This is a genomic window from Oceanihabitans sediminis (assembly GCF_003337215.1).
Classification (GTDB): Bacteria; Bacteroidota; Bacteroidia; order Flavobacteriales; family Flavobacteriaceae; genus Oceanihabitans; species Oceanihabitans sediminis.
On record NZ_QPIG01000001.1, the window covers coordinates 249,923 to 268,038 of the forward strand.

Annotated in this window: 20 protein-coding genes; 5 read left to right on the forward strand and 15 right to left on the reverse strand. The window is 32.5% G+C overall.

Going from position 1 to position 18,116, the window contains the following annotated elements; genetic code table 11:
- Positions 1-44: 44 nt before the first annotated feature.
- Together DU428_RS01155 and DU428_RS01160 are read right to left on the reverse strand one after the other, a co-directional pair.
- A complete protein-coding gene (locus DU428_RS01155) occupies positions 45-563 on the reverse strand; it encodes a gamma carbonic anhydrase family protein (protein WP_072348920.1) in 519 nt (172 codons plus the stop codon).
- A 196-nt stretch (positions 564-759) separates the two neighbouring features.
- Entirely contained in the window at positions 760-1,761 is a 1,002-nt protein-coding gene (locus DU428_RS01160; protein WP_072348440.1) for a PorP/SprF family type IX secretion system membrane protein, read from the reverse strand.
- A 240-nt stretch (positions 1,762-2,001) separates the two neighbouring features.
- Between DU428_RS01160 and DU428_RS01165 the strand changes: the two genes are divergently transcribed.
- The 5 genes from DU428_RS01165 to DU428_RS01180 all read left to right on the forward strand — a co-directional run bounded on the left by DU428_RS01165 (position 2,002) and on the right by DU428_RS01180 (position 6,341).
- The gene (locus DU428_RS01165; protein WP_072348438.1) at positions 2,002-2,904 is read left to right on the forward strand and encodes a NifU family protein; all 903 of its coding nucleotides are present in this window, start codon (positions 2,002-2,004) and stop codon (positions 2,902-2,904) included.
- 115 nt (positions 2,905-3,019) lie between these two features.
- On the forward strand, positions 3,020-3,220 hold the full coding sequence (locus DU428_RS01170; protein ID WP_072348918.1) for a dodecin family protein: 201 nt from the start codon (positions 3,020-3,022) through the stop codon (positions 3,218-3,220).
- A gap of 77 nt (positions 3,221-3,297) precedes the next feature.
- Positions 3,298-4,113 carry a thioredoxin domain-containing protein gene (locus tag DU428_RS13585; RefSeq protein WP_317047488.1) on the forward strand — a complete coding sequence of 272 codons (816 nt, stop codon included), beginning with the start codon at positions 3,298-3,300 and terminating at the stop codon, positions 4,111-4,113.
- Between the two features lie 21 nt (positions 4,114-4,134).
- Positions 4,135-5,409: a thioredoxin domain-containing protein gene (locus tag DU428_RS13590; protein WP_317047515.1), complete on the forward strand. Its 1,275-nt coding sequence runs from the start codon at positions 4,135-4,137 to the stop codon at positions 5,407-5,409.
- Positions 5,410-5,528: 119 nt separating this feature from the next.
- A complete protein-coding gene (locus DU428_RS01180) occupies positions 5,529-6,341 on the forward strand; it encodes a mechanosensitive ion channel family protein (protein ID WP_072348436.1) in 813 nt (270 codons plus the stop codon).
- Here DU428_RS01180 and tsaB read toward each other — a convergent pair.
- The 13 genes from tsaB to DU428_RS01245 all read right to left on the reverse strand — a co-directional run bounded on the left by tsaB (position 6,338) and on the right by DU428_RS01245 (position 18,090).
- Entirely contained in the window at positions 6,338-7,015 is a 678-nt protein-coding gene (gene tsaB / locus DU428_RS01185) for a tRNA (adenosine(37)-N6)-threonylcarbamoyltransferase complex dimerization subunit type 1 TsaB (protein ID WP_113965613.1), read from the reverse strand. The two genes, DU428_RS01180 and tsaB, sit on opposite strands and share 4 nt — an antisense overlap.
- A gap of 26 nt (positions 7,016-7,041) precedes the next feature.
- Positions 7,042-8,316, reverse strand: coding sequence for an efflux RND transporter periplasmic adaptor subunit (locus DU428_RS01190; protein ID WP_113965614.1), 1,275 nt, complete (start codon positions 8,314-8,316; stop codon positions 7,042-7,044).
- Positions 8,317-8,321: 5 nt separating this feature from the next.
- Positions 8,322-9,650, reverse strand: coding sequence for a TolC family protein (locus tag DU428_RS01195; RefSeq protein ID WP_113965615.1), 1,329 nt, complete (start codon positions 9,648-9,650; stop codon positions 8,322-8,324).
- Between the two features lie 53 nt (positions 9,651-9,703).
- Positions 9,704-10,864 carry an efflux RND transporter periplasmic adaptor subunit gene (locus DU428_RS01200; protein ID WP_072348428.1) on the reverse strand — a complete coding sequence of 387 codons (1,161 nt, stop codon included), beginning with the start codon at positions 10,862-10,864 and terminating at the stop codon, positions 9,704-9,706.
- A 63-nt stretch (positions 10,865-10,927) separates the two neighbouring features.
- Positions 10,928-12,184, reverse strand: a complete 1,257-nt coding sequence (locus tag DU428_RS01205) for an ABC transporter permease (RefSeq protein ID WP_072348426.1) — start codon at positions 12,182-12,184, stop codon at positions 10,928-10,930.
- 1 nt (position 12,185) lies between these two features.
- Positions 12,186-13,430, reverse strand: coding sequence for an ABC transporter permease (locus tag DU428_RS01210; RefSeq protein ID WP_072348424.1), 1,245 nt, complete (start codon positions 13,428-13,430; stop codon positions 12,186-12,188).
- Positions 13,423-14,124 carry an ABC transporter ATP-binding protein gene (locus tag DU428_RS01215; RefSeq protein WP_072348422.1) on the reverse strand — a complete coding sequence of 234 codons (702 nt, stop codon included), beginning with the start codon at positions 14,122-14,124 and terminating at the stop codon, positions 13,423-13,425. Before DU428_RS01215 ends, DU428_RS01210 begins: the two co-directional genes overlap by 8 nt.
- 166 nt (positions 14,125-14,290) lie before the next feature.
- Positions 14,291-14,512: a hypothetical protein gene (locus DU428_RS01220; RefSeq protein WP_072348420.1), complete on the reverse strand. Its 222-nt coding sequence runs from the start codon at positions 14,510-14,512 to the stop codon at positions 14,291-14,293.
- A gap of 45 nt (positions 14,513-14,557) precedes the next feature.
- Entirely contained in the window at positions 14,558-15,085 is a 528-nt protein-coding gene (locus DU428_RS01225) for a DUF420 domain-containing protein (protein ID WP_113965616.1), read from the reverse strand.
- 42 nt (positions 15,086-15,127) lie between these two features.
- Positions 15,128-15,877 carry an SCO family protein gene (locus DU428_RS01230; RefSeq protein WP_072348418.1) on the reverse strand — a complete coding sequence of 250 codons (750 nt, stop codon included), beginning with the start codon at positions 15,875-15,877 and terminating at the stop codon, positions 15,128-15,130.
- Positions 15,878-15,926: 49 nt separating this feature from the next.
- Positions 15,927-16,643 carry a hypothetical protein gene (locus DU428_RS01235; protein ID WP_072348417.1) on the reverse strand — a complete coding sequence of 239 codons (717 nt, stop codon included), beginning with the start codon at positions 16,641-16,643 and terminating at the stop codon, positions 15,927-15,929.
- A gap of 67 nt (positions 16,644-16,710) precedes the next feature.
- On the reverse strand, positions 16,711-17,091 hold the full coding sequence (locus DU428_RS01240) for a cytochrome C oxidase subunit IV family protein (RefSeq protein WP_072348416.1): 381 nt from the start codon (positions 17,089-17,091) through the stop codon (positions 16,711-16,713).
- Positions 17,092-17,112: 21 nt separating this feature from the next.
- Positions 17,113-18,090: a cytochrome c oxidase subunit 3 gene (locus DU428_RS01245; RefSeq protein ID WP_072348414.1), complete on the reverse strand. Its 978-nt coding sequence runs from the start codon at positions 18,088-18,090 to the stop codon at positions 17,113-17,115.
- Positions 18,091-18,116 lie beyond the last annotated feature (26 nt).

Sequence of the window (18,116 nt, forward strand, 5' to 3'; positions counted from 1 at the left end):
GAAAAATTATCACTTATTAAGCTGTATTTTAAAACTTTAACATATCAGTCTTCCTTAAACCAACTAGAATATTTTACGTAGTTTTCTGCGATTCGATTAATTTCCCCGTGGATTAACTCCTTACTTATATCTTTTACTTTCTTTGCTGGAACACCTGCATAAATACTCCCCGCCTCTACTCTAGTATTGGCAGTTACCACAGCTCCAGCTGCTATAATACTATTACTTTCTACAACACAATCATCCATTACAATGCTTCCCATTCCTATTAAAACATTATCATGAATGGTACACCCATGAACAATAGCATTATGCCCAACAGAAACATTATTTCCTATAGTAGTTGGTGACTTTTGATAAGTAGCATGAATTACGGCTCCGTCTTGGATATTTACCTTGTTTCCCATTTTGATAAAATGCACATCCCCTCGAATGACAGCATTAAACCAAACGCTACATTGTTTCCCCATAGTTACATCACCAACAATGGTTGCATTTTCTGCTACATAACAGTCTTCTGGTATTTGTGGATGCTTATTATTTACTGCTTTTATTAATGGCATAATATTGATTTTAATAGAAGAACCTATGATAAGCATAGGGTTCCTTAGGTTAATTAATTATTCAAAATTAAACTTTTAAAGAAGATAGAAAAGACAAAATCCATGATAAAAAAGTAATATCAAATATCCAGAAACATGAAAGTATAGTTATAAAAAAAAGCCTTCATAAATCATGAAGGCTTTTTTGTGAATTGTATTAGTTAACTGCCGGACATAAGCAGTGATATTTTTCTTTTCTACAGTTAAAGTTATAACCTAAAGTTACTTGGTGAAAACCACCATTATTAAATACTACAGAGTTCGCTTGGTAAGCATAAGTATATGCAAACATAAAGTCGTTATAGTTAATACCTAAAAGAGGTGATATATACTGAAGCTTTTGATCGCTAACCGTAGTACCATCTAAATACTCTGCACCATCTAAACTACGTCTGTAAGATAATCCTCCCCAAACTTTACCAAAGTCCATTTCCTTATAAACTTTAGCATTTAAATCAAATGAAGCTTCTTTTGTTCCATCTTTATATTGAAATAATACAGAAGGCTCATAACTCCACTCAGATCCAAATTTTCCAAACACAGAACCAACAGAAAGTAAATAACGTCTTAAGTTACTTGTTACTTCTATATCGTTATTAATACCTTCATTATTCAACACATTCTTTACTGTTGCATGTGCGTAAAAGTTATATAAGTGGTAAGAAAAACCAAAGTCTATATTAAAGTTTGTGGAGCTTTGTTCAATTCCTGCAATAATAGGATCAAATCCTTCAGCTAAGAAAGATGTTTCATCTAATTTATACTGAATCATCCCTACACTTAATCCAAAAGAAAGTTGGTTTAAATCAACTTCACTTCTTGAAAACATTAAATGATGTGCATAAGTTACATAAGCTCCATTTTGAGAATGGAACCCATTTTTATCTGTAAAAAATATACCTCCTATAGCAGATTGTGTTTCACCAATTCTACTATTTACACTTACGGTTGCTAGTTGTGGTGCATCATCTTGACCAAACCACTGTTGTCTACCTGTAACTCTTAGCTTAGCACAATTTGCTGCACCAGCCATTGAAGGGTGAATTAAATAGTAATTATCTGTTAAATAGTCTGTATATATAGGAAGTCCTTCTTGAGAATTAACAAATTGAGTACTAAACACAACTAGTACTATAAGGTATAACTTTTTAAAATTCATAGTTTTAGTTTTCAAGTCAAATTGTGCAAATGCACATTCTTACATCTATTACAACTTAACCTTTCCATTAAATCAAAATAATTCCCTCAAATATATAAAAATAAGTCTTTACAAATCTAAGAACAAAAGTTAAAGATTTTGCTTAATCGATTTTAACTTCATTTAATACAGTTAAGAAAACCCAAATATATAGATTACTCTTGTGTTCTTTTAGTATTTTTGTAAAAAATTTGATTGATCATGAGCACATATAAAGTTTCTATACAAGCAACCAACAATCCAAGTATTGTAAAGTTTGAGTTAAACCAATTTATAACCAAGCATCAAAGCTTTGAATTCAATAATATAGACGAGGCTAAATCATCACCATTAGCACAACAATTATTTTACCTTCCATTTGTAAAAAAAGTATATATCACCAGTAATTTTATTGCTGTTGAAAGATATAGTATTGTGGAATGGCCAGATGTTCAAGAAGAAGTTGCTGAACAAATACAAAACTACTTAAATGATGGCGGAATTGCTGTAGAAGAAACTGCAACTGCTAAAAAAGTACCTGTAACAGTATATGCTGAAAGTACTCCAAACCCTTCGGTAATGAAGTTTGTGGCTAACAAAAAACTAGTTGCTGCTACCTTTGAGTTTACTTCTATAGATGAAGCAAAAGCTTCTCCTCTAGCTTCAGAATTATTTCACTTTCCTTTCGTAAAAAGTGTGTTCCTAGATGAAAACTATGTTTCGGTTACTAAATATGAAGTTGCAGATTGGAATGATATTTCAATGGAACTTCGTGAATTTATAAGAACTTTTATAGAAAACGGAAAAGATGTAGTTACTGCAGATGCTCCAGAAGTTGTAAAAAAATCTACGGAAGCTTTAGATCAAACTTATGAAAATCTTGACGACACTTCAAAAGAGATTGTAAACATACTTGAAGAATACATCAAGCCAGCTGTGGCTAGTGACGGTGGAAATATTCAATTTGAATCTTACGACGCGGAAAGCAAAAAAGTAAAAGTTATTTTACAAGGAGCTTGTAGCGGGTGCCCTTCTTCAACTTTCACCCTTAAAAACGGTATAGAAAACATGTTGAAAGAAATGCTTAAAGGTAGAGTTGAAACTGTTGAAGCTATAAACGGATAATTCTTATCCTACTCATTAACTAATAGTTAAATCATTGCTAATAGTTTTTTTCTTTAGTATAATAATTTGTAAATTGATAGTTCAACTAAATATTAATTTAAAACCAAGATATACTATGGCAGTAATGAAAGTAATTGAAGTAATGTCTAATTCAGATAAAAGCTGGGAAGACGCAACAAAAAAAGCTATAAAAGAAGCTTCAAAAACTGTAAAGAACATTAAATCTGTATTTGTACAATCACAAAGTGCAGTTGTTAAAGATGATAACGTAACAGAATTTAGAGTAAACTTAAAATTAACTTTTGAAGTAAAATAAATCACTCTAAAAATATTATTAAAAAGCGATCTCTAGTAGATCGCTTTTTTTGTGCCGTTATTTAACTAACTTTGATTATGAGAAAACTCATAATACTCTTTTCCTTTCAACTTGCTATAGTATTTACCAGCAATAGTCAAACCACACAAAACATGACACAGCAATTCACAAACAACCTTATACATGAAACTAGTCCGTATCTATTACAACACGCTCATAATCCAGTAAATTGGTTTGCTTGGAACGAAGAAACACTAGCAAAAGCAAAAAAAGAAAACAAACTAATTTTAATTAGTGTTGGTTATGCTGCTTGCCATTGGTGTCATGTAATGGAGCATGAGAGTTTTGAAGATGTAGAAGTTGCTCAGGTAATGAACAGCAATTATATAAATATAAAAGTAGACAGAGAGGAACGTCCAGATATTGACCAAGTATATATGAATGCTGTACAACTCATGACAGGCCAAGGGGGCTGGCCTCTAAACGTTGTAGCTTTACCGGACGGCAGACCGGTTTGGGGAGGAACCTATTTTAAAAAAGAACAGTGGATGCAAGCTCTGGAGCAGATAGCAGAATTACACGCTAAAAAACCTGAGAAACTTACCGAATATGCAGACAAATTAGAAAGTGGTATAAAAGCCGTGGACCTAGTTAAGCTAAATACAGACGAAGCCGTTTTTACCAATGCTATTATTGAAAAAGCAGTAAATAATTGGTCCTCTCATTTTGATCATCATGAAGGTGGAATGAAAAGAGTACCAAAGTTTATGATGCCAAACAACTATCACTTTTTATTACGATATGCATATCAAAACAAGGATGAAGATTTACTAAAATATGTAAATCATACCTTAACTAAAATAGCTTATGGCGGAATCTTTGACCAATTGTAAGGCGGATTCTCTCGTTATTCGGTGGACGCTAAGTGGCACGTTCCTCATTTTGAAAAAATGCTTTATGACAATGCACAACTTGTTAGTTTGTATGCCGACGCCTACCTCCTAACAAAAAACGAACTATATAAGGAAGTTATTACCAAAACACTAGCCTTTGTTAAAAGTAATTTAACCAATAGCGAAGGTGCTTTTTATTCTTCTTTAGATGCAGATAGCAATAATGCTTCCGGCACATTAGAAGAAGGAGCTTTTTATGTTTGGAAAAAAGAGGAACTTCAAAAATTACTAAAAGAAGATTTCCAGCTATTTTCAAACTATTATAATATAAATGTGGATGGTTATTGGGAGCATGACAACTATGTATTGATTAGAAAAGAATCGGATGCCTCTTTTATAAAAACGCATAATATTACAATGGAAGAATTCCTTCAAAAGAAAAACACTTGGAAAGAAATTCTTTTAACCGAAAGAAACAAAAGAGACAAACCTAGACTAGACGATAAATCATTAACTTCTTGGAATGCACTTATGCTGAAGGGCTATATAGATGCTTATCGTGTTCTTGGCGACAAAGAATATATAGACGTAGCTAAAAAAAATGCAAACTTCATTTTAAACAAACAACTAGAAGCCGACGGAAGATTATTCCATAATTACAAAAATGGAAAAAGCACTATTAACGGATATTTAGAGGATTATGCGGCAACCATAGAAGCCTTTATCGCTTTATACGAAGTGACGCTAAATGAAAAATGGTTAAACACTGCTAGAGATTTAGCAAACTATAGCCTAGATCACTTTTTTGATGACCAAAGTAAAATGTTCTTTTTCACTTCTAATTTAGACGCTTCCTTGGTTTCAAGAAGTATCGAATATAGAGAAAATGTTATTCCTGCAAGTAATTCTATCATGGCTAAAAACCTATTTAAGCTGTCTCAGTATTTTGATAATATACACTTTTACAAAACGGTCTCTACGATGCTAAATAATGTAAAACCCGAAATGCAAGAATATGCTTCGGGATTTTCAAATTGGTTAGACTTAATGCTAAACTTTACAATGCCGTTTTACGAAGTAGCAATTGCAGGTGAAGATACTAGTCAAAAAGTAAAGGAACTAAATCAAACCTATTTACCTAATAAGCTAATTGCTGGAAGCGAAACTAAAAGCAAACTTCCTTTACTACAAAATAGGTTTATAAAAGATAAAACGATGATTTATGTTTGCCTAAATAAAGCCTGTAAACTTGCGGTTTCTAAAACAGAAGATGCTATTCAACTTTTAAAAGAGTAATTATATAGAACAAGCTTCCATTTTTTTCTTAAAGAAAGTTTAAAACCCTTTTCTTTCTCCATTAATTTCAATACTATTTATAAATTCGCAAACTAAAATAATAACTAAAATACAAAATTATGGAAATTGAAAAATGGGCAGAAATTGGCATGGAATTTATAACTACCTACGGTTTAAAAGTTATAGGAGCTATTGCCATCTGGATTGTAGGTTCTTGGGTTATTAAAAAAATAATGAAAGGCCTATCTACATTAATGGCTAAAAGAGAGTATGACTTAGGGTTGCAAAAATTCTTAGTAAACCTATTAAACTGGGTATTAAAAATTCTTTTAGTAATTACAATACTTGGAAACTTAGGTGTTGAAACTACTTCTTTTGCTGCAATTATTGCTGCTGCCGGTTTAGCAATTGGTATGGCACTTCAAGGTTCTTTAGGAAACTTTGCTGGTGGGGTATTAATCTTAATTTTTAAACCTTTTAAAATTGGAGATTATATTATAGCACAAGGCGAAGCTGGTACGGTAAAAGAGATTGAGATTTTTACGACTAAATTAAGAACGCCAGACAACAAAGAAATTATTATTCCTAACGGAAGTCTTTCAAACGGAAATATTACAAACCTAAGTACAGAAGACACAAGACGTGTAGACTTTACTTTTGGTGTTGGTTACGATTCAGATATTAAGCAAACAAAAGAGGTTATTTTAAGTGTTATTGAATCAAACCCTAAAATATTAAAAGATCCTGCACCAGCCGTGAATGTATCGGAATTAGCAGATAGCTCTATTAACTTCTTTACTAGAGTTTGGGTAAACAAAGAAGATTACTGGGATGTAAACTTTGATATTATTGAACGTACTAAAGAAGCATTAGACGCTGCAGGAATAGATATACCTTATCCACACAGTGTTGAAATTCACAAAGAAGCTTAAGATTTCTTCTTAGGTTTTAAAGCCACGAAATCTTTTAAATAATAAGGTTCAAAATAAGCGACATCTTCTATGTCGCTTTTTTTGTACTTATTATATGCAACTACAGACATTTCGTTTGCCGAAGGAAGTTTATCGTCAATAAAAACAGCATTTTCATGTTGAATTAAGCCTTTCGTTTTCTCTACTCCATTTCCAATAAAGTAAACTTTACCTTTTTCTAAATAACTAGCAAAAGACTGCTCATCTAGAATTTGTGCTTCAATTTCTCTAATCGTATTGAAATTAGCATCAAAAACAGCAGAGTACACTTCCATTCTTCTAGCATCTAACATAGGAATAATTAGTCCATTTTCTTCTTTTACTTGTCGTGCTAAAGCCTCTAATGTAGAAACAGAAATTAACGGCTTATCTAAAGCGAAACAAAGCCCTTTTGCCGCCGATACTCCTATACGTAACCCGGTATAAGACCCTGGACCTTTACTAACCGCAATCGCATCTATTTGCGAAGATTTTATATTGTTTTCTTCTAGAATTTGATTAATATATACATGTAATCGTTCTGCATGAGAATACTGTTTACTATTATCCTCTAGTAAAGCAAAAGTCTCTCCTTCTTTAGAAAGAGAGACGGAACAATTTGTTGTTGCTGTTTCAATATTTAGAATGATACTCATAATCTATTATGAATCTATTTCAGTTTTTATTTTGCCTTTTCGTCCGATTTTATTTGAACTGCATCTCCATTTTTAAGGGATTTGGTAACGGTGTTATACGGACCGGTAATAATCTCTTCGTCTTCTTGAAGTCCTTCTAAAATTTCGATATTAGAATTATCTTGAACTCCAGTTTTTACAACTCTAAGTTTTGCTTTTTCACCTTCTTTGATAAATACACATTCAAATTTTTCTTCGCTCTCCCCTTCAACAGCTTCTTTTTTTCTTGCTGATTTAGTTGAAGAAGTATCTGTTTTAATAACAATTGCACTAATTGGAACACCAACTACATTTTCACGTTTGTTGGTGATAATATCTACTGTTGCTGTCATTCCAGGTCTGAATGGAGAGTAGAAATCATCTTTCCCTTCTAATAAATCTTGATAAGACTCTTCCAGAATTCTAACTTTTACTTTAAAGTTTGTTACTTGATCGGATGTTAAAATACCATCTGCCGAATTCGCGATTTGTGTTACTAATCCTTTGAACTGCTTTTTTAAATAAGCATCTACTTCAACAATAGTAGAATCGCCTATATTAACCTTTACAATATCATTTTCGTTTACATCTACCTCTACTTCCATATTGGTTAAGTTTGCCACACGAAGAATTTCTGTTCCGGCCATTTGCTGTGTTCCAACAACACGTTCTCCTAATTCTACATCTAGTTTAGAAATAGTTCCGTCCATTGGCGCATAGATATTTGTTCTGTTTAAATTGTCACGAGCTTCGTTTACGATAGCTACAGAACTTTGCACATTGTAGTATGCCGACTGCCTATTTGCTTGTGCAATTTCGTAAGAAGAAGTAACCTTATCCCAATCTGCCTTTGAGACAATTCCTTTTTCAAAAAGCTGTTTGTTTCTGTCATAATTAGCTTTTGCTTCTTTAAGTGAAGCTTCTGCTTGATTTAATCCAGAGCGAACATTCTGTAAGGAAGCCTGTGTACGCGTTAAGTTAGATTGATAAATATCTGGATTTACACGAACCAACAAATCTCCTTTTTTCACTTGCTGTCCTTCAACAACTGGAAGTTCTATAACCTCCCCAGAAACTTCACTAGAAAGTTTCACTTCTATTTCTGGTTGGATTTTTCCTGTAGCCGAAACGGTTTCAATAATATCAATTTTGGCAATTTTCTTGGTTTCTACTTCCTTAAAATTACCTTGTTTACCAAACCACCCTGCTTTTTTTCCTCCAATTAAAAGTGCTAGCAATACAATTACTGCAATTACAATGATGGTTAATGTTTTCTTACTCATGGTTATTAGTTTAATGCTGTGATTGGAATTCCGAAATAGAATTCTAAAACTTTAAGTTTAAATATATAATCATACTTGGTTCTTACTACTTCGCTTTGTGCGTTTTCTAATCTGTTTTTAGATTGACTAAAATCGAAAGCGTTTAATAAACCAACATCATATCTTGCTTTTGAATAATTAAATGCTTCAGATCTAGCTTCTTCTGTTTTTAATGCTGCTTCGTAAGCTTTTAAAGCTCCTTTTGCATCATTGTATGCTTGATAAACATTGGTCTCTAAATCTAGATTAGCTTGCTCTAGTAAATACTTTGTATTTTCAATTTGAATTTCGCTACGTTTAATATTGTTTCTTACTGAAAAACCATTGAAAATAGGAATGTTTAAATTTAGTGAAAATCCGTGACTCTTATTATCTGAAACTTGATCTGTAAATTCTGGTGTATTGAATAATTGAGATCTAAAATAATTAGTTCCAAAACTATAAGAACCGCTTAAAGTTGGTTGTATAGCTCCTTTTGCTATTTTTAAATTATATTCTGCTATTTCGCTATTGTTTTCTGCTATTTTAATATCGTAACGAGTTTCTTTTGCTTTTGCAATGATAGCTTGTGGTGACTCATTTAAAATAGAGGTTGGCGGCACTTCGTAAGCTGTATCAATGATATCAAAATTTTCATAATCTTCAATTAATAATAATTGTGCTAGACTAATTTTAGAAAGGAAAATGGCATTTTCTGCATTTACCACTTGTTGGTCTTGCGATGCGATTGTTGCTTCAATTTCTAATAAATCACCTCTTGGTAAAGAACCTGCTTCAACCAAATCTGTAGTACGTTGTAGTTCTTCTTGAGTAATTGCCTGCTGTGCTTGTAAAACTTTTAGCTGTTCTTTATTGAATAAAATTTGAAGGAAAGCATTTGCTATAGTTAGCGACATATTATCCTTCATATTATCTAACTGATATTGGCTAGCTAATATCTCTAAATTAGAACGACGAAGTTGGTTTAAGTTTCTTAATCCGTTGTAGATATTTACACCAGAGCTTATTCCTCCACTTAAATTTCTAGTAGTAGAATTTACCGCATCGAAGGTAACTGGATCTTGGTTTAGTCCAATATTCCAGGAATGAGAAACCCTTGCATTAAGCGAAGGTAAAAAGTTTCCGAAAGCGTCTTTTTTGTTTAGTTCTGCATTTTGCAAATCTAATTCACTCTGCTTCACAGAAATGTTGTTTTCTAAAGCATATTCTACACATTCTTGAAGCGTCCAAAGTTTATCTTGGGCTTGGGATGTGATGCTTACTAGCGCAAAAAGTATAAAAATTATTTTTTTCATAATTAAATTATAAGTCTTTATAAATGTAAATATGTTACAGTTGTTTCCGTTATTTATTTCTGAGCGTATTTTGGAATCCCTTGTACTTGGTTCCAAACTTTAATTTTATCTTCTTTAGAAACGCCACTTTTTACTTCTACAAAAATACCATCACTAATTCCTAGTTCCACATCTTTTCTTTCAAATTTTTGATCGGAAACTTCCAATTCTACAAAAGGAGTTTTTGTTTTTTCATCATATTGTACCAAAGCTTCTTTTATGGCTAAAACATTTTCAGCCTTATCTAAAATGATAGAAGCATTTGCACTTAAACCTGCTCTAATAAAAATAGAATCTATTTTTTGAAGAGTTCCTTTAATTTCAAATTGAATTGCTCCATTTTCGGCAACACCTTTTGGTGCGATATAATCTAAAACCGCATCGAATTTTTGATCTTCAATAGCTCCAACAGTAATTTCTAATGGTAAGCCTTCTTTAATTTTACCAACTTCACTTTCATCTACTTTTCCTTCGAAAATCATTTTCTTCACATCTGCAAGAGATACGATAGAAGTCCCTTCGTTAAAATTATTTGCTTCAATTACTTGATTTCCTTCCTTCACAGGAACATCTAAAACCATCCCCGAAACGGTTGCTCTCACTTGGGTTTGAGCGATATTACCTAAACCGCTTGTAGTTCCTGTTTTAATAATATCGTAATTTTGTCTTGCAGTATTGATATTTATTTTTGCTTGTTCAACACTTTGCTTAGCTTGTAAATACGTGTTTTGGATTGCTTCAAAATCGTTAGCTGAAATCACTCCTTTATCAAATAATGCTTTTTGACGCTTGTAGCTAGCTTCTTGCGTTTCGAAATTAATTTGTGCCGTTTGTAAAGCTGTTTGATTAAGAGCAATACTTCCTTTTGCATTTGTTAAGGAAGAAACATTAGGGATTACTCTAATTTTAGCAATTAGGTCTCCTGCTTTAACATATTCTCCAGCTTCAACAAAAATCTCTTCTACTACTCCAGAAATATTAGACTTGATCAAAACCTCGTCTTTTGGTACAATGTTTCCTGTCGCTACGGTTTTAACGGTTATTGTTTGTTCACTAGCTACATCTGTAGTATAAGTCACAGGGTCCTCCTGGTTCTTTTGCCACAAATAATATAATGCTGTACCAAACACTAAGACTATTAATGATAAAACGATGATGGTTTTGGTTCTTTTCATTTTTTGATTGTTTAATTTCTTATTTTCTAATCTTATTTCTTAACTATAAATCTTCACTAAATACTACTCGGTTCTTAAAGCATCTACCGGTTTCATTTTAGTAGCACTATTTGCTGGAATTAATCCTGCCAATAAACCAGAAACTACTAGTATAAATAATGCTATAAAAATCACAGACATACTAACACTAGGGTTTGCAAAGTTTTCTACTGGCCCGTTACTATCTAAAATATAATTCATTATAAATATTACGAATGCTGCAAAGGAAATACCTACCATTCCGGAAATGATAGTTAATAACAAACTTTCTTGTAATACTTGTGACTTGATAGACCAAGGTGTAGCACCAAGGGCGCGTCTTACACCAATTTCTTTAGTTCGTTCTTTTACAACAATTAGCATGATATTACTAATTCCTATAATACCAGACATTAAAACTAATGCTCCAACAAAATACCCAACTAAGGATAAAATGGCAAACAAACCGTTTACGCGTCCAAAAGCTTCGGATAAATCGAAGTTACCAATGGCTCTATCATCTTCTGGATGAATTTTATGACTCGCTTTTAAAAGCTCCATGATTTTTGGTTTCAATGTAGTAATGGAAACTTCATCTTCTGCCGTTAAAGCCATCCAACCTACATTATCACCGCTATTAAAAGCCTGACCAAAAGTAGTAAAAGGGATAAAAATAGTATTTGCATCTTCTTCTTGGTCTCTACTGTTGGAAGCCTTGAAAGTTCCAATTACTAAGAAATTTACGCCATTTACTTTTATATAAGTTCCTAAAGGGTCTTCGCCCTTATCGTATAAACCGTTAATAACATCTGTTCCAATGACGCAAATTTTTCGTTTTGCTTCAATATCAGAATAGCTTAAAAATCTACCTTGTAGAATATCTATTGGTTGTTGAAAAATATATTCAGGATAGTCTCCATTCACTTGATAGGCTCCCGTTTTTGTTCCTCTTGTCACATTATTTGCTCCTTGGAATCCTCCTAACTGAAGTCTTGGAGAAACATATTTTAATTGGGGAATTTCTCTTTTTAAGGTTGCTACATCGTGAAGTTTAAAATTGAAAAATCTTCCTTTAGGCAAGCCTTTATATTCTTTTGAAGTTCCTTGGGTCCACATAAACATAGAGTTTGTTGCAAAATTCCCAAAACTAGAGGTTACACCATTTTTCAAGCCATTTGTTAATGCTAGAAGTAATACTAAAATTGTAATACCCCAAAACACACCAAAAGCAGTTAAAAAAGTTCTAAACTTATTAGCTGTAAGTGCTTGTAATATTTCGTCCCAACGGTCTCTGCTAAACATATTATTCGTCTCTTAGTGCTACAATTGGTTTGATTTTGGCTGCTCTGTATGCTGGAATAAACCCTGCTATTGCCCCAGCAAATACTAAAATAAAAACGGTAGTAATTGCTGTATTAAAGTCTACTTGGGGATACTCTATAAAATCACTTTGTATGAGTGGACCAACGAGCTCAAGTAATGCTAGACCTAAGATGAGACCTAACAATCCTGAAAGAAGCGTTACAAAAACAGATTCTTGTAAAATCATTCCAACTATAGACCATGGCTGTGCTCCTAATGCTTTACGTATACCAATTTCCTTGGTTCTTTCTTTTACTATAATCAACATGATATTACCAACACCAACAACTCCAGCTATAATGGTTCCTATACCTACAAACCAAAATACTGCAGATATAGTACCTACTAAAGAATAGATTTTTTTAGCTTCCTCTAAAGTATTATTTACTCTTACGGCATTTGTATCATCTGGAGCGACGGTTTGCCTTTGTTTTATTTCACTTTCTATTGCTGTAGCTATAGCTTGAGATTCGGCAACTGCTTGATCGAAATTGTCAGACATTTTAAGTGTAAACATCATGTTTCGGATATTATCCCCTCCATTAAAAGCTAATTGTGCTGTGGTTAGAGGCATAAAAACTTTACTTTCATCTCTTTCTCCTCCCGGATCATAAAACACTCCTACTACTTTAAAGTTAATACCATAAAGAGAAATATTTTTTCCTATTGGGTCTTCGCCTTTAAATAAATCTTGTGATACTTTATTTCCAATAACCGCCACCTTTTTCAACCCTTCTACATCGGCAATATTTATAAAGCGCCCGCTAGTTATATCGGCATTTTCAATAAATTGATTTCCTGGTAAAATTCCTTGAATTCTATAATTACCAGATTCATTTTTATAGTTTACTAGTCCGCCCCAAATAGTATAAAAAGCAGATTCATGTTCTATATTATCGGCATATTTTGTAGATACAGCATTGAAGTCATCATTTTTAAGCTGAATACGCCTTCCCGGATTTAGGCCTTTATATTCTTTAGTAGTGGAACCAGCCCAAATACTTATTAAATTGGTAGCATCTCTTTGAAATTGAGATCTAACACCGTTTTGAATTCCGGTACTGATTCCTAAAAGAATTACTAATATGAAAATTCCAGACGCTACAGAAAGACCTGTTAAAAAAGTACGAAGCTTATTTTTGCTTAGGGTTTCGAATATTTCTTGCCAACGCTCTAAATCAAACATGCACTGAAGCTCTTACTTGTTCTACCTTACTATCATCTATAATCAGTCCGTCTTTAAGGTGCACAATACGTTTTGTCATTTGTGCTATGTCATCCTCATGTGTCACTACAAGAATGGTTTTTCCTTCGTCGTTAATACCTTGAATAAGATCCATGACTTCGTAAGAAGTTTTAGTGTCTAATGCTCCTGTTGGCTCATCTGCCAATAATACTTTTGGATCTGAAGCCAAAGCTCTAGCTATCGCTACACGTTGTTTTTGACCTCCAGAAAGTTCGCTTGGCAAATGGTGAGACCAATCTGCTAAACCAACTTTTTCTAGATAATGCATAGACTTTTCTGCTCTTTCTTTTCGTTTTACACCTTGGTAATACAAAGGCATTGCAACGTTATCTAGCGCCGTTTTATAATTTATTAAGTTAAAAGACTGAAAGATGAAACCTAGGAATTTGTTTCGGTAGTTGGCAGCAATTTTTTCATTTAGATTTTTAATAGGAACTCCATCAAGGGTGTAACTTCCTTGATCTGCTTCGTCTAACATTCCTATTATATTCAGCAAAGTGGATTTACCAGAACCGGATGAACCCATAATAGATACTAGCTCTCCTTCTTTCACATTAAAATTAATTCCTTTTAAAACGTGAAGAGAATTACTTCCCATTTGATAAGATTTCTGTAAATCTTTTATTTCTATCATCCTGAATATTTCATTTTACATCTAAAAAAACTAGACGCTAATCGACTAGCTACTACAATAATAAACAAACCACAACCGAGTTTATACTAATTAAATGTTAAGAAAACATTTATACAGTATAGAAGTTAGACTATAGAAAATAAAATATGTTACAGAGAAATACTGTTTATTTTGCTGTTTTTTTGGAAAATTTTCTGTAGATAAAGAATCCTATTCCACCAACTAAAATATAAGGAACTGCCATTAAATAAACTATACCATCGTTTACACCTTTGGCGGTACTTTGTCCTTCTTCGGTTTCTAAAACTGCTCTACACATAGCGCACTGTGCTTCTACAGGTGTAGAAACTAAAAGAACTAATATGGCAAGTAAAATTATTTTTTTCATTTTAAAGTTTTTAACCTTCCTTTGATAGCAAAGGAATAATCAAATTTACATATAATAAGGCGAAATCATAAGATATACTACAACACCCGAAACGGTAACATATAACCATAACGGAAAGGTAATACGTGCAATCTTTTTATGCTTTTCAATATTATTAGTGATTCCTCTAACAAAAGTGATTAACACAAATGGTATTACAGCTATAGATAAAACAATATGACTAATTAAAACTGTAAAATACAATACTTTTTGATCACCTAAATAGCTAGTAGAATTACTAGTCATGTGATAAGCAACATACATGATTAAAAATGCTGCAGAAAGTGCGATGGCAAATTTCATCAAGTTTTCATGTAATTTTACCTTTTTGTTTTTAACGGCAATAAATGCAAGCACTAAAATAACAGAAGTTAGTGCATTTGTAGAAGCATATATTGGTGGCAAGAATACGGGCAGCTCCACATCAATCTTGATACCAAATAAAGCAGCAACTGCTACCGGAATTAACACAGACAAAACAACAATTAACTTGTTGTATTTTTTTTCGTTTTGAATGTTTTGCTCTTGAATCATATTCTTAATCTTACAAATTGCTTCTAAAGTGAAATAAAAAACCTACTCGTTTAATAATTTAGCTACGTCTTGTTTTAGCATTGAAATTTGCTCTTCTTGCCCTTCTTCATCTACTTTTTCTTCTTCAGAAATCATACCGTTGTAATAAATAACAGGGTTTCCGTTAACTATTCTAGAACGAATGAATCCGTTTTTATCTATTAAAGCAAAATTTCCTGAATGCTCAAAACCTCCTTCGGCTTCAGCTTCTTCTGCAGTATACAAATTGAAGCCTTGGTTAGCTAACTTATAAATATCCTCTTGATTTCCTGTTAAGAAATTCCAATTAGGATTTGTAACTCCATATTGTTCAGCATAAGCCTTCAATACTTCTGGGGTATCGTTAGCTGGATTAATAGTGAATGAAGCTACACCAAAGTTTTTATTATCTGGAAACGTATTTTGTATATCTACCAAGTTTCTGCTCATTCTAGGGCAAATAGTAGGACAGGTTGTAAAGAAGAATTCTACGATATATACTTTTCCTAAATAATCTTCATTAGTAATAGTTTCACCATGTTGGTTTGTAAAACTGAATTCTGGTACTTTTTTAGCTTCTCCGTTAATTTCAAGGAATGCTAAATCTGAAGTTCTCATGGTTCTATCATCATTAGAAACACTAACACTTCTGCTTTCATCTCTTACCACATCTTTATTGCTGATTCTGTCAACAATTTTTGGTATAAAGATGATTCCAAACACTAAAATAACTAGGGCTATTCCTATGTACGAATAATTTGATTTCTTGTTCATTTTAAATTTTGTTTAATATTTAAATAGATGCAGGTAAATTGTATTAATATTACTCTGGCTTATTTAATAACTCGTTTGCTCTTCTAGTTTCTGAATTAAAGTTACCTTTTCGTTTTTGACGATATTCAGTAAAGATTATTCTTAAATCTTCACTCATTTTGTTTTTTAACTCAGCGACTTTTATACAATCGTATGATTTTAATTGGTAAACTGGCTTATTACTCTGCTTTTCGTTATCAGTTCTATCATCAATTCTACCTCTTAGGTTTAATTCTTTATCAATAATTACAACATCATTAGTTGCTAGATTTTCATCTAAGTCTTTAATTAAGTTTAAACTATTATATAGGTGTTTGATTTCATTTTCGGTACCGTAGACATATTTCCAATATTCTAAATACTCATATTTGCTTAGTTCCTTTTTTAGTACTTCGGCTTCAGCTTTTGCAGAATGAGGTAACACCATAACAATTTGAAATCTTTTAAATCCTTTGAATTTATCGTACATCAACTCCTTTAAGTTAGACATAGCGATATATTTATCTTGCGGATTTGTACCTATGAAACCTAAAATGGTAATATGATCTTTTAATTGAATGGTTTTGGTATCATCGGAAGTGAATCCGGTAATATCTGAAACATTTTCTTCAAGTATATCTAGTGCGATATAATTATGTTTAGCAGGGTATAAAAACAACAGAAACACGACTGGAAGGAAGAATAAAATTCCGAGTATTACATTCCTTTTTATTTGCTTTTTATTCATAATACAAAAATAAAAAAAGGTGGTTTAAAAACCACCTTTATATATAAATTAAACACTTATCAATATGTTAAAAATCGTGTTTTACAAAACCTGAGTTTAAAACATCTCCAACATATCCTCCTTCTTGTAAAAGGATGAAGATTAAATAACAAATTAAGAACACTCCTGTCCAAACTACCATACGTCTAAAAGCAGAAACTTCGTCACGCATGTGCATGAAATCCCAAGTAATATAATATGCTTTTACAATAGTTAAGATAATGAAAATCCAGTTAAGAAGTTTCATTCCCATAAAGTGCTCGTTTAAGATTTCAGGTTTGTATATACCTAAAATTACCTCAATTGCAGTTACAAAGGATAAGAAAGCTAATACTCCCCAAATCTTTTGAGTGTTGGATTTAAATTTCCAAAGTCCTCTAAATATTTCTAGTTTATGCTCGTGTGCCATTTTTGATAATCTTTTTTTGAATTAAACTAAGTAGAAGAATGTAAATACAAACACCCATACTAAATCAACAAAGTGCCAATATAATCCTACTTTTTCAACCATTTCATAACTTCCTCTACGCTCGTAAGTACCTAAGATAACATTGAAGAAAACAATGATATTTAATAACACTCCAATAGATACGTGGAAACCGTGGAATCCTGTAATAAAGAAGAAGTAATTAGCGAATAATGGTGGTCCGTACTCGTTATGAGTTAAGTTAGCACCTTCTACTACTGTTTTACCTTTTGTTTTTAATTCTTTTAAAGACTCGTTTCTATCAAGAATAGTCTTGTGACCATTCTCATCAGAATACGTTGTTTTAACTAATATATTTGGATTAGCTTCAAAACCTGCTACAACTTCCTCGTAAGTAAAGCTAGTTAGAGGCTTTTCATCAGCGAACCAAAGTCCGTTTTTGTTTTGATGTTGTGTACGCTCTGTTGGTTGTGCAATAGCGAAATCTTTTAAAGCTACTCTATTCCCATCGGTATCTACAAACTGAATAATATTACCACCGTGAGTTGATACAGCTCCAAAATCACCTTTAATAAATGTGTTCCACTCCCAAGCTTGAGAACTTAAGAAAACCAAACCACCAAGAACAGTTAAGAACATGTAAACTGTGGTTTTCGCTTTGTTCATTTTATGTCCAGCATCTACGGCTAATACCATAGTTACCGATGACATAATTAAAATGAAGGTCATGAATGCCACGAAAATCATTGGATAATTTCCATGTATAAAAGGAACGTGGGTAAAAACGTCGTCTGCTATTGGCCAAATTTCAGCAAATTTGAATCTTGAAAATCCATAAGCTGCTAAAAACCCAGTAAATGTTAGTGCATCGGAAGTGATGAAAAACCACATCATCATTTTTCCATAACTTGCGTTCAAGGGCTCTTTACCGCCTCCCCAAGTCTTTTCTTCTGTTCCAGTATTTACAACTGTCGTGTTCATATAATTGGTTTAGTTTTTAATAAAGT

Bases quoted from the DNA above. Each gene is read 5' to 3' on its own strand.
- DU428_RS01180 (WP_072348436.1), top strand. From the start codon at position 5,529: ATGGAAATTGAAAAATGGGCAGAAATTGGCATGGAATTTATAACTACC.
- DU428_RS01220 (WP_072348420.1), bottom strand. From the start codon at position 14,512: ATGAAAAAAATAATTTTACTTGCCATATTAGTTCTTTTAGTTTCTACA.
- DU428_RS01230 (WP_072348418.1), bottom strand. From the start codon at position 15,877: ATGAACAAGAAATCAAATTATTCGTACATAGGAATAGCCCTAGTTATT.
- DU428_RS01155 (WP_072348920.1), bottom strand. From the start codon at position 563: ATGCCATTAATAAAAGCAGTAAATAATAAGCATCCACAAATACCAGAA.
- DU428_RS01170 (WP_072348918.1), top strand. From the start codon at position 3,020: ATGGCAGTAATGAAAGTAATTGAAGTAATGTCTAATTCAGATAAAAGC.
- DU428_RS01190 (WP_113965614.1), bottom strand. From the start codon at position 8,316: ATGAGTAAGAAAACATTAACCATCATTGTAATTGCAGTAATTGTATTG.
- DU428_RS01245 (WP_072348414.1), bottom strand. From the start codon at position 18,090: ATGAACACGACAGTTGTAAATACTGGAACAGAAGAAAAGACTTGGGGA.
- DU428_RS01160 (WP_072348440.1), bottom strand. From the start codon at position 1,761: ATGAATTTTAAAAAGTTATACCTTATAGTACTAGTTGTGTTTAGTACT.
- DU428_RS01200 (WP_072348428.1), bottom strand. From the start codon at position 10,864: ATGAAAAGAACCAAAACCATCATCGTTTTATCATTAATAGTCTTAGTG.
- DU428_RS13585 (WP_317047488.1), top strand. From the start codon at position 3,298: ATGAGAAAACTCATAATACTCTTTTCCTTTCAACTTGCTATAGTATTT.
- tsaB (WP_113965613.1), bottom strand. From the start codon at position 7,015: ATGAGTATCATTCTAAATATTGAAACAGCAACAACAAATTGTTCCGTC.
- DU428_RS01165 (WP_072348438.1), top strand. From the start codon at position 2,002: ATGAGCACATATAAAGTTTCTATACAAGCAACCAACAATCCAAGTATT.
- DU428_RS01210 (WP_072348424.1), bottom strand. From the start codon at position 13,430: ATGTTTGATTTAGAGCGTTGGCAAGAAATATTCGAAACCCTAAGCAAA.
- DU428_RS01225 (WP_113965616.1), bottom strand. From the start codon at position 15,085: ATGATTCAAGAGCAAAACATTCAAAACGAAAAAAAATACAACAAGTTA.
- DU428_RS01195 (WP_113965615.1), bottom strand. From the start codon at position 9,650: ATGAAAAAAATAATTTTTATACTTTTTGCGCTAGTAAGCATCACATCC.
- DU428_RS01215 (WP_072348422.1), bottom strand. From the start codon at position 14,124: ATGATAGAAATAAAAGATTTACAGAAATCTTATCAAATGGGAAGTAAT.
- DU428_RS01240 (WP_072348416.1), bottom strand. From the start codon at position 17,091: ATGGCACACGAGCATAAACTAGAAATATTTAGAGGACTTTGGAAATTT.
- DU428_RS01235 (WP_072348417.1), bottom strand. From the start codon at position 16,643: ATGAATAAAAAGCAAATAAAAAGGAATGTAATACTCGGAATTTTATTC.
- DU428_RS01205 (WP_072348426.1), bottom strand. From the start codon at position 12,184: ATGTTTAGCAGAGACCGTTGGGACGAAATATTACAAGCACTTACAGCT.